The following is a 12674-nucleotide window of genomic DNA, read 5'->3' on the forward strand; positions in this document are numbered from 1 at the left end:
CTGACCGAGCGGCAGTTGTGGGTGGGGGATGCGGGGCGGGTGCGGCGTGCGGGTGTGTCGTCGTTCGGGTTGAGTGGTACGAACGCGCACGTCATCCTGGAGCAGGCGCCTGTTGAGACGGTGGAGGTGGACCAGGGGCCGAGTCTGCCGGTGGTGCCGTGGGTGCTGTCCGGACGCACTCCTGACGCCCTGCGCTCCCAAGCCACCCGCCTGCTGGACGCCGTAGGGACGACGTCCGACGTCGACCGCGTCGAGGTCGGCGCCGCTCTTGCCACGACGCGTACCGCATTCGAGAGCCGAGCCGTCGTCTGGGGCCAGGATCACACCGAACTCCGCGCCGCCCTGGCCGCGTTGGCGGCGGGTGAGCCCAACCCCCGTGCCGTCACCGGAACCGTGGGAGAAGGGCGTACCGCGTTCCTGTTCTCGGGTCAGGGTGCGCAGCGGTTGGGGATGGGCGGTGAGTTGTACGAGGCCTTCCCGGTGTTCGCGGGGGCTTTCGACGCCGTGTGTGCTTACGTGGGTGCGGAGTTGCGTGATGTGGTCTTCGGTGAGGATGCGGGGCGGCTGGATCGTACGGAGTGGGCGCAGCCTGCGTTGTTCGCGGTCGAGGTGGCGTTGTTCCGGCTGGTGGAGTCGTTCGGGGTGCGTCCGGATGTCTTGATCGGGCACTCGATCGGTGAGATCGCTGCCGCGCATGTGGCGGGCGTGATGTCGCTGGAGGATGCCTGCGCTCTGGTGGTGGCTCGTGGTCGGCTGATGCAGGAGTTGCCCGCCGGTGGTGTGATGGTGGCGGTGGAGGCTGCCGAGGACGAGGTGCTGCCTCTGCTGGAGGGCCGTGCGGACGAGGTGTCGATCGCCGCGGTCAACGGTCCGCGGTCGGTGGTGATCGCGGGTGTCGAGGCTGCCGTCATCGAGGTCGCCGAAGAACTCCAGGCACAGGGGCGGCGCACGACCCCTCTGCGGGTCTCGCACGCCTTCCACTCGCCGCTGATGGAGCCGATGCTGGACGCGTTCCGCCGCGTCGCGGAAGGCATCGGCTACGCCGCACCCTCCATCCCGGTCGTCTCGAACGTGAGTGGACGCCTCGCCGCAGACGGCGAGTTGGCGTCGGCCGACTACTGGGTACGGCATGTCCGTGAGGCGGTCCGCTTCGCCGACGGGGTGAGCGCTCTCGCCGCCGAGGGTGTGACGCGTTTCCTGGAGATCGGACCCGACGGCACCCTCACCGCCCTCGCGCGCACGGTGCTCGGTGAGGTCGACCGTGTGGTCTGCGTACCCGCGCAGCGCAAAGACCGGTCCGAGGCCGACGCGCTGTACGCCGCGGTCGGCGCGTTGTACGCCGCGGGGCTTTCGGTCGGCTGGGCCGGGGTGTTCGCCGGGGTGCGGCCCGCACCGCTGCCGACGTACGCCTTCCAGCGCACCCGGTACTGGCCGCAGGTGCGGCGTGGCACCCGCGACGCAGTGGCCGCGGTGTCCGCCGGGGAGGCCGCGTTCTGGGGAGCCGTCGAGCACGGTGAAGCCGATGAACTCGCCGGTGTGCTCGGGCTCGACGCCGGTGAACTGGACCGTGGTGAACTGAACCGTGTCGTGACGGCGCTGTCGGTGTGGCGGCGCGCCGAGGTCGAGCGGACCACTGCGGACGCCTGGCGCTACCGCGTGCGTTGGGAGCGTCTGGAGCCGGGCGCGGAGCGGACGGTCACCGGGCGGTGGCTGCTGCTGCAGGCCGGTGACGACGAAGTACTGCCCGGCATCGAGGAGTTCGTGCCGGGAGTCGAGCGCGTCGTGTGCGACGTCGCCGACACCGGGCGTGCGGCCCTGGCAGTCGTGCTGGGCGCGGCAGCGGAAGACGGCGCGCCGGTCGCCGGTGTGCTCTCGTGCCTGCCGGGTGTGGACCGTGCCCTCGCGCTGGTGCAGGGTCACGGCGATGCCGGGCTCACCGCGCCGCTGTGGATCGTCACCAGCGGTGCCGTGGCCGTGGGAGCCGGTACCGAGGCCGCGGTCGAGCCCGACCCGGCCTCCGTATGGGGGCTCGGTCGTGTCGCCGCGCTCGAACATCCCGATGTCTGGGGCGGTCTGCTCGACCTGCCCGCCCGGCCGGACCGACGCGCGCTCGCCCGGGTCGCCGCGGTGCTGGGCGCCGGCGACGAGGACCAGGTCGCCGTACGCGGCACCGACGCCTACGCGCGTCGGCTCGTGTCCGCGCCCGCCCCCGCCGCCGCGCGGGAATGGACCTCTCCGGAGCGTGTCCTGATCACCGGTGGTACCGGTGCCCTCGGTGCGCGTGTCGCGCGCTGGGTGGTCGAGCACGGGGCGCGTGAGCTGGTGCTGACCGGCCGGCGTGGGCCCCAGGCGCCCGGCGCGGACGAACTGCGCGCGGAACTCGTCCACCTCGGGGCGCGGGTGTCCGTCGTGGCCTGCGACATGGGGGAGCGCGGCGCGGTCGAGCGGCTGCTTGCCGAGCACCCCGTGGACGCGGTGCTGCACTGCGCTGGCGTGCTGGACGACGACGTGATCGCCGACTACTCGCCCGACCGGCTCGCCGCGGTCCTGCGCGCCAAGGCCGAGGCCGCCGACCACCTCGACGAAGTGACCCGCGACAGCGGGCTGTCGGCCTTCGTGACGTTCTCCTCGATCGCCGGTGTCTGGGGCAGCGGCGGGCAGGCCGCGTACGCCGCCGCGAACGCCCATCTCGACGCTCTGGTGGAACGTCGTCGCGCCCGCGGTCTGGCCGGCACCTCCGTGGCCTGGGGCCCGTGGGGTGACACGGGTATGGCCGCCGGCGAGGAGGCCAGGGAGCTGCTGGTCCGTCGGGGGCTGAGGCCGCTGGACCCCGCGGCCGCGCTGACGGCGCTCGAACGCGCCCTGGCCGCCCGGGACACGGCCGTGGTCGTGGCCGACGTGGACTGGGACCGGTTCGTGGCGGCGTTCACCACCGGCCGTCCCAGCCCCCTGCTCGCGGCGCTGAGCGACGCCGCCGCGGCACCGGCCGCGGACGGCTCCGCCACGGAGGCGGGCGGCGCGCTGCGCGACCGCCTCGCGCCGCTCGGCACGCAGGAGCGCGACGCGGCCCTGCTCGACCTGGTGTGCCGTCGTGCCGCCGGGGTCCTCGGCCACGCCGATCCCGGCGCGGTGACCGTCGGACGTGCCTTCCGCGAGATGGGCTTCGACTCGCTCACCGCGGTCGAACTGCGCGACGACCTCACCGCCGAGACCGGCATCACGCTGCCCTCCACGCTCGTGTTCGACCACCCCACCCCGCTCGCCGTCGCCGAGCACCTTCGGGACGCGCTGTTCCAGACGGTGGCGGAGCGGCACGAGGTGGCGGTGCGGGCCACCGACACCGATCCCGTGGTCATCGTCGGCATGGGCTGCCGACTGCCCGGTGGCGTCGACGGGCCCGACGAGCTCTGGGAGCTGCTGGCCGCCGGCGGCGACGCCGTCGGCGGGTTCCCCGAGGACCGCGGCTGGGACCTGACCTCCCTGCTGGAGGCCAGTGACACCCGCTCCGGCGGTTTCCTGTCCCGGGCCGCCGACTTCGACGCCGCGTTCTTCGGCATCAGTCCCCGAGAGGCCCAGGCGCTCGACCCGCAGCAGCGGCTGATGCTGGAGACGTCCTGGGAGGCACTGGAGTTCGCCGGGATCGACCCCACCGCCCTGAAGGGCTCGCGCACCGGAGTCTTCGTCGGAGCCGGCAGCTCCGGCTACGCCACCGGTCTGAGCGAGGTCCCCGAGGGACTCGGCGGACATCTGCTGACCGGCCAGGCGGGCAGCGTCGTCTCCGGCCGTATCTCCTACTCCCTCGGCCTGGAGGGCCCGGCCGTCACCGTCGACACCGCCTGCTCCTCCTCGCTGGTCGCCCTGCACCTGGCCGCGCAGTCGCTGCGCTCCGGGGAGAGTGATCTGGCGCTGGCCGGCGGTGTGACCGTCATGGCCGACCCCGGTGCCTTCGTCGAGTTCAGTCTCCAGGGCGGACTGGCCCCGGACGGCCGGTGCAAGGCGTTCTCCGAGGACGCCGACGGCACCGGCTGGGCCGAGGGCGTCGGCGTGCTGGTCGTGGAGCGGCTGTCCGACGCCCGGCGCAACGGGCACCGCGTGCTGGCCGTCGTGGCGGGCACCGCCGTCAACCAGGACGGCGCGTCCAACGGGCTGACCGCGCCCAACGGGCCCTCGCAGCAGCGGGTCATCCGGCAGGCGCTGGCCTCGGCCGGGCTCGCCCCGGCGGACGTCGACGCCGTCGAGGCGCACGGCACCGGCACCACCCTGGGCGACCCCATCGAGGCGCAGGCGGTGCTGGCGACGTACGGTCAAGACCGTGCCGGGGACCGGCCGCTGTGGCTCGGCTCGGTGAAGTCCAACCTGGGGCACACCCAGGCCGCGGCCGGCGCCGTCGGCGTCATCAAGATGGTCCTCGCCCTGCGCAACGGCATCCTGCCGGCCACCCTGCACGCCGGCCGGCCCTCCTCCCGCGTCGACTGGACGGCCGGACAGGTGCGCCTGCTGGACGAGGCCGTCGCCTGGCCGGCCGGTGAGCGCACCCGCCGTGCCGGTGTCTCCGCGTTCGGCGTCTCCGGCACCAACGCACACGTCATCCTCGCCGAACCGGACACCGCCGAGGACGCGTCGGGCGCGCCCGCCGGTGACGGGACCGACCGCGAGTCGGCCGCCCTGTCGTGGCTGCTGGCCGCGCGCAGCGCACCGGCCCTGCGCGACCAGGCCGCCCGGCTCCTCGCCCACCTCGAACAGCGTCCGGAGCTGGACGTCGCCGACGTCGCGCACGCCCTCGCCCTCACCCGCGCGCCGCTCGAACACCGCGCGGCCGTGACCGGGACCGGCCGTGCCGCGCTGCTGGCCGGACTCGGCGCGCTGGCCGCGGGCGAGACGAGCCCCGCCGTGCTCACCGGGAACACCCTGAGCGGCGGCGGCACCGCGTTCCTGTTCGCCGGACAGGGCACCCAGCGTCCCGGCATGGGCCGCGCCCTGTACGACGCGTTCCCCGCGTACGCCGATGCCTTCGACGCCGTCTGCGGGCACTTCGACGGACTGCTGCCGCGGTCCCTCGCCGAGGTCGTGCACGAGGGCGACGCGGACACCCTGAACCGCACCGAGTACGCCCAGCCCGCCCTGTTCGCCGTCGAGGTGGCCCTCTTCCGGCTCCTGGAGACGTTCGGGGCCCGGCCCACGCACCTCATCGGACACTCCGTGGGCGAGATCGCCGCCGCGCACGTCGCCGGGGTGCTCACCCTGCCCGACGCCTGCCGCCTGGTCGCCGCCCGCGGCAGGCTGATGCAGGAACTGCCCGAAGGCGGCGCGATGATCGCCCTCCAGGCGGCCGAGGACGAGGTGCTGCCGCTGCTCGCCGGACGGGAGGACGTCCTCGGGATCGCGGCCGTCAACGGGCCACGGTCCGTGGTCGTCTCCGGTGACGAGGACGCGGCCCTCGCCGTCGCCGCCCACTTCGCCGAGCTGGGCCGCAAGACCACCCGGCTGCGGGTCAGCCACGCCTTCCACTCGCCGCGCATGGAGCCGATGCTCGACGACTTCCGTGCCGTGGCGGCCTGCGTCGAGTACGCGGAGCCGCGCGTCCCGGTCGTCTCGGACCTCTCCGGCAGGGTCGCCGAGCCCGGCGAACTGACGGACGCCGAGTACTGGGTACGGCACGTACGGCACGCCGTACGGTTCGCCGACGGTGTCGCGGCCCTGGAGGAGCGGGGCGTCGCCCGCCTCGTCGAACTCGGCCCCGACACCACCCTGACCGCCCTGGCGCAGGGCTCCTGGCAGGGCGCCGCGCCGCTCGCCGTGCCCACGCTGCGCGACGAACGCGATGAACGCGACGAGGCCGAGACGCTGCTGGCCGCGGTCGGCGCGCTGCACGCCCACGGCGCCTCCGTCGACCGGCGCGCCCTGCTCGACGCCACCGCGCCCGGCGCCCGCCCGGTGCACCTGCCCACCTACGCCTTCCAGCACCGGCCGTACTGGATCGAGACGGGCACCGCGGCGGGCGACCCGGCCGCCGCCGGACTCGTACCCGCCGACCACCCGCTGCTCGGCGCGGTCGTCCCGTCCGCCGTGGACGACTCCGTACTGCTCACCGGCCGCCTGGGCACCCGCACCGCGAGCTGGCTCGCCGCGCACCGCGTCGGAGGCTCGGCCGTCGTCCCGAGCACCGCCTTCGTCGAACTCGCGCTCGCCGCCGGCACCCACGTCGGCCGTCCGCAGGTCCGTGAACTCGTCCTGGAACGCCCGCTGGCGCTGCCCGAGCACGACGGCGTCGCCCTGCAGATCCGCGTGGAGGCGCCCGACGCCCGCGGGGACCGCGCCTTCGCCGTGCACGCACGGCTCGCCACCGACACCGCCGCCGCATGGACCCGGCACGCCGCCGGCGTCCTCACCGCCGAAACCGAACCGGCACCCGCCCACGACCTCTCGGCCTGGCCGCCGCCCGGCGCCGAGGAACTCGACACCGAGGGTCTGTACACGCGGCTGCGCGAGGCCGGCCTCGACTACGGGCCCGTCTTCCAGGGCCTCATGGCCGCCTGGCGGGACGACACCGCCGTGTACGCCGAGGTCGCCCTGCCCGAGTCCGCCACGGCCGACGCCGGCCGCCACGACCTGCACCCGGCCCTGCTGGACGCCGCCCTGCACCCGCTGGGCCTCGGCGCGTTCGACGGCCTGGGCGACGGGCGCGTGCTGTTCTCCGCGGGCCCGGTCCGGCTGTTCGCCACCGGCGCCACGACCCTGCGCGTCCGCCTGGTGCGCAGCGGCGCCGACACGCTGTCCCTCACCGCCGCCGACGCGGTCGGCGACCCCGTCCTGACCATCGGGTCCCTGCTGCTGCGGCCCGCGCCCGGAGCGGCCACGACCACCACGGACGCGGCCACGACCACCACGGACGCGGCCCGCGCCGCCCGGCACGAGACCGCGCCGGCCGCCGAACCGGTCCGCCGCCGGTCCGCCGCCCGCACCCAGCCTCCCGGCAGTCTCCTGGAACAGCTGGCCGGCCGGCCCGCCGCGGAACGCGAGCGCACGCTCCTCGCCACCGTCCGCGACCGGGTCGCCGCCGTGCTCGGCCACAGCGGCCCCGACGAGGTCGAACCGGCCCGGCCCTTCACCGATCTCGGCCTCACGTCCCTGACCGCGGTCGAACTGCGCAACGGGCTCAGCGCCGCCCTCGGCGTCACCCTTCCCGCCACCCTCGTCTTCGACCACCCGACACCGGCCGCGCTCGCCCGCCACCTCGCCGACGACCTGTTCGGCACCGCCGTCACCGGCGCGCCCACCGCCGTCCGCCGCGCCCTCGACGACGACCCGATCGCGGTCGTCGGCATGGCCTGCCGCTACCCCGGCGGCATCGCGGGGCCCGAGGACCTGTGGGACCTGGTGCGGGCCGGAGCGGACGGCGTCTCGCCGCTGCCCACCGACCGCAACTGGAACCCGGAGCGGCTCTACCACCCCGACCCGGACCACCCCGGCACGGTCTACACCCGCGAGGGCGGCTTCCTGCACGACGCCAGCCACTTCGACCCGGCGTTCTTCGCGATCAGCCCGCGCGAGGCCCTCGCCATGGACCCCCAGCAGCGCCTGCTCCTCGAAGTGTCCTGGGAGGCCCTGGAGCGCGCCGGCGTCGACCCCGCCGCCGCCCGCGGCTCCGCCACCGGTGTGTTCGCCGGCGTCACCTACCAGGACTACGTCACGATCCTCGCGGCCTCCGACGACAACTTCGAGGGCTACGTCGGCACCGGCAACTCGCCCAGCGTGCTCTCCGGCCGTATCTCCTACGCGCTCGGCCTTGAAGGACCGGCCGTCTCCATCGACACCGCCTGCTCGTCCTCCCTCGTCGCCCTGCACCTGGCCGCGCAGTCGCTGCGCCAGGGGGAGTGCGAACTCGCCCTGGCCGGCGGCGTCACGGTGATGTCGACACCCGGCTCGCTCATCGAGTTCAGCCGCCAGCGCGCACTGGCCGAGGACGGCCGCTGCAAGCCCTTCTCGGCGGACGCCGACGGCGCCAGCTGGGCCGAGGGCGTCGGCATGATCGTCCTGGAACGCCTCTCCGACGCACGCCGCAACGGCCACCAGGTCCTCGCCGTCATCCGCGGCTCGGCCCTCAACCAGGACGGCGCCTCCAACGGCCTGACCGCCCCCAACGGGCCCTCGCAGCAGCGCGTCATCCGCCAGGCGCTGGCCGCCGCGGGACTGTCGCCGCAGGACGTGGACGCCGTGGAGGCGCACGGCACCGGCACCACCCTCGGCGACCCCATCGAGGCGCAGGCGCTCATCGCCGCCTACGGACAGGACCGTGACGAGGAACGGCCGCTGTGGCTCGGCTCGTTGAAGTCCAACATCGGGCACAGCCAGGCCGCCGCGGGCGTCGGCGGCATCATCAAGATGGTGATGGCGCTGCGCGAAGGACTGCTGCCCCGCACCCTGTACGCCGAGAACCCGACCCCGCACGTCGACTGGAGCGCCGGACAGGTCCGGCTGCTGAGCGAGGAGCAGCCCTGGCCGGACACCGGCCGCGCCCGCCGCGCCGGTGTGTCCTCCTTCGGCATGAGCGGCACCAACGCCCACGTCATCGTCGAACAGGCCCCCGACGCACCGGTCGCCCCCGCCACGCCGCCGACCGAACTGCCCGCCGTTCCCGTGCTGTTGTCCGCCCGCACGCCCGCCGCGCTGCGTGCCCAGGCCGTCCGGCTCCGCGCCCACCTGCGCGCCCGGCCCGGCACGGCGCTCGCCGACCTCGGCTACACCCTCGCCGTCGGACGGGCCGCCTTCGCCCACCGCGCCGCCGTCCTCGCCGACGACGCGGACCGGCTCGACGAGACGCTCACCGTGCTCGCCGCCGACGGACCGCTCACCGCACCCGCACTGGTCGCCGCCGCCGTCGCCGCAGGTGCCGAACCCGTCCTGGTCTTCCCGGGGCAGGGCGCCCAGTGGGCCGGAATGGCCCGCGAACTCCTCGACGAGTCACCGGTGTTCGCCGACTGGATCGACCGCTGCGAGCAGGCACTCGCCCCGCACGTCGACTGGTCGCTGACGGCGGTGCTGCGCGACGGCGAGAACGCCGCCGACCTCGGCCGCGTCGACGTCGTCCAGCCGGCCCTGTGGGCCGTCATGGTGGCCACCGCCGCCCTGTGGCGGGCCCACGGCGTCCGGCCGGCCGCCGTCGTCGGCCACTCCCAGGGCGAGATCGCGGCCGCCTGCGTCGCCGGAGCCCTCAGCCTGGAGGACGGCGCCCGCGTCGTCGCCCTGCGCAGCCGGGCCATCACCCGCATCGCCGGAACCGGCGGCATGATGTCCGTGCCGCTGTCCGCCGACGACACCCGCGCCCGCATGGCACCGTGGGCGGACCGGCTCGCCGTCGCGGCCGTCAACGGCCCCGCGTCCGTCGTCGTCTCCGGCGAGGCCGGGGCACTGGACGAACTGCACACCGCCCTCACCGGCGACGGCATCCGGGCCCGCAAGGTCAACGTCGACTACGGCTCGCACTCCGCACAGGTCGAGGCGATCCGCGACACCGTCCTCGCCGCCCTGGACGGCATCACCCCGCGCGAGGCGGACATCCCCTTCCGCTCCTCCCTCACCGGCGACTGGCTCGACACCACCGAACTCGGCGCCGACTACTGGTACACCAACCTGCGCGAGACCGTCCGCTTCGAGGACGCCGTACGCGGCCTGATCGCCGCCGGACACCGCACCTTCATCGAGGTCGGACCGCACCCCGTGCTCGCCGTCGGACTGCGCGACACCCTCGACGCGGCAGGCGTGGACGGAGCCGTCCTCGGCTCCCTGCGCCGCGACCACGGCGACCTCAGGCAGTTCCTCGGCGCGCTCGCCGAGGCCCATGTGCACGGCGTCGACATCGACTTCGAGACCGTCTTCGACGGCACCGGCGCCACCCGCACCGACCTGCCCACCTACCCGTTCGAGCACCAGCGCTACTGGCCGAGCATGCGCGAGGCGGCCGCCGCCGGCCTCGCCGCCGACGGCGGGCTCACGGCCGACTCCGTCGAGGCCCGCTTCTGGCAGACCGTCGAGCAGGAGGACCTGGAGAGCCTGGCCGACGCCCTCGACCTGCCCGCCGACGCCCCGCTCAGCAGCGTGCTGCCCGCGCTGGCCGGCTGGCGCAACGCCCGCCGCGAGCAGGCCACCACCGACGCGTGGCGCTACGGCGTCGCCTTCACCCCGCTCAACCCCGGCCCGGCCACCCTCACCGGAACCTGGCTGCTGCTCGCCCCCGCCGACGCGGCCGGACACACCGCCCTCGCCGACGCGGTCGCCGACGCGCTCACCGCGGGCGGCGCCCGCACGGTCCGCCGGATCACCCTGCCCGACGACGCCGCCGACCGGGCCGCACTCGCCGGTCTCCTCACCGCTGACGGGGACGCGGGACGCGTCGACGGCGTGCTCTCCCTGCTCGCACTCGACACCCGCGACCACCCCGCCCACCCGGCCGTCCCGGTCGGACTCGCCGCGACGCTCGCCCTCGTACAGGCGCTCGGCGACCAGGACATCGAGGCACCCCTGTGGTGCGCGACGCGCGGCGCCGTCGCCGTCGGCGGGGCCGACCCCGCGCCGGACGCCGCCCAGGCCCTCGTCTGGGGCCTCGGCCGGGTCGCCGCCATGGAGCACGCCGAGCGCTGGGGCGGCCTGATCGACCTGCCCGCCGACCTCGACGCCCGCTCCGCCACCCGCCTGGCCGCCGTCCTCGCCGCCCCCGGCCAGGAGGACCAGATCGCGCTGCGCGCCACGGGCGCCCACGGCCGCAGGCTGGTCCACGCCCCGGGCGCGGACACCCCAGCCGAGAGCTGGCAGCCCCGCGGCACCGTCCTGGTCACCGGCGGCACGGGCGCCCTCGGCGGGCACGTCGCCCGCTGGCTCGCCGACCGCGGAGCCACCCGCCTGGTGCTGGCCGGCCGCCGCGGCGCCGACGCGCCCGGCGCCACCGACCTGCGCGACGAACTCACCGCCCGCGGAGTCGACGTCACGCTCGCCGCCTGCGACGTGTCCGACCGCCCCGCGCTCGCCGCGCTGCTCGCCCAGATCCCCGCGGACCAGCCCCTGGACGCCGTGTTCCACGCGGCCGGCGCCCTCGACGACGGCGTGATCGACTCGCTCGACGCCGACCGCATGGACCCCGTCCTGCGCGGCAAGGCCACCGCCGCCCGAGCCCTGCACGACCTCACCCGCGACCTCGACCTGTCCGCCTTCGTCCTGTTCTCCTCCACCGCGGGCGTCCTCGGCGGCGCCGGACTCGGCAACTACGCCCCCGGCAACGCCTATCTCGACGCCCTCGCCGCCGAGCGGCGCGCGGCCGGGCTCCCCGCCACCGCGATCTCCTGGGGCCTGTGGGCCGACGGCGGCATGGTGGGCGACGCGGCGGGCGACCGCATGCGCCGCTACGGCGTCCACCCCATGGACACCGCCGCCGCCTGCGCCGCCCTCGGCCGCGCCCTCGACCTCGGCGACACCCACGTCGTCGTCACCGATCTGCGCTGGGACACCTACGCACTGTCCTTCACGGCCCCCCGCCCCAGCCACCTCCTGGACGAACTGCCCGCCGCTCGCCGTGCGTTGGACACTGTCCGGCAGGACGCGACGACGGCGACCGCCGACACGTCCTCGCTCCACACCCACCTGGCCGCGCTGCCCGACTACGAACGGGCCGACGCCGTCCTGGAGATCGTGCGCGGACACGTCGCGAGCGTCCTCGGACACCCCTCGGGCGACGCCGTCGAACCGGAACGGCCCTTCACCGACCTGGGCATCGACTCGCTCAGCGCCGTCGAACTGCGCAACGGCATGAACCGCGTCACCGGCCTGCGCCTGCCCAGTACCCTCGTCTTCGACCACCCCAACTGCCGGGCCCTCGCCGACTTCCTGCTCGCCCAGGTCGCCGACGACACGGAGTCCGCCGCGTCCGCCGCGCACGCCGCGCCGGGCGAGGCACCGCGCCGCGCCGCCGCCGACGACCCGATCGCCGTGGTCGCCATGGGCTGCCGGTTCCCCGGCGACATCAACACCCCCGAACAACTGTGGCGGATGCTCCTGGACGGCGAGGAGGGCCTCGTGCCCTTCCCCGAGGACCGCGGCTGGGACCTCGACGCCCTCCACCACGGCGAGCCCGGGAAGACCGGCACCGTCTCCACCCGGACCGGCGGATTCCTCAGCGACGCGGGCGGGTTCGACCCGGCGTTCTTCAACATCTCGCCCCGCGAGGCCGTCGCGATGGACCCGCAGCAGCGGCTCCTGCTGGAGATGGCCTGGGAGACGTTCGAGCGGGCGGGCATCGATCCGCGGTCGCTGCGCGGCAGCCGGACCGGTGTGTTCGCCGGCACCAACGGCCAGGACTACACCGGCATGCTCGCCGCCTCCGGCGAGGACTTCGAGGGCTACATGCTGACCGGCAACGCCGCCAGCGTCGTCTCCGGCCGCCTGTCCTACACCTTCGGCCTGGAGGGCCCGGCGGTCACCGTCGACACCGCCTGCTCCGCCTCCCTCGTCGCCCTGCACCTCGCCGTGCAGTCCCTGCGCAACGGCGAATGCGACATGGCCCTCACCGGCGGCGTCACCGTCATGGCCTCACCCGGTCTGTTCGTGGATTTCAGTCGTCAGCAGGGGTTGGCGGCGGATGGGCGGTGCAAGGCGTTCGCGGATGCGGCGGATGGTACGGGGTTCTC

At 75.2% G+C, this 12674-nt stretch carries 1 protein-coding gene; it reads left to right on the forward strand.

Annotated features, from left to right (window positions below; all coding sequences use genetic code 11):
- Positions 1-69: 69 nt before the first annotated feature.
- Positions 70-12674 (forward strand): type I polyketide synthase (locus ACZ4MF_RS47890; protein ID WP_467500625.1); only part of this gene is annotated, 12605 nt, incomplete at its 3' end.

This window comes from Streptomyces sp. NPDC025793 (genome assembly GCF_055558375.1).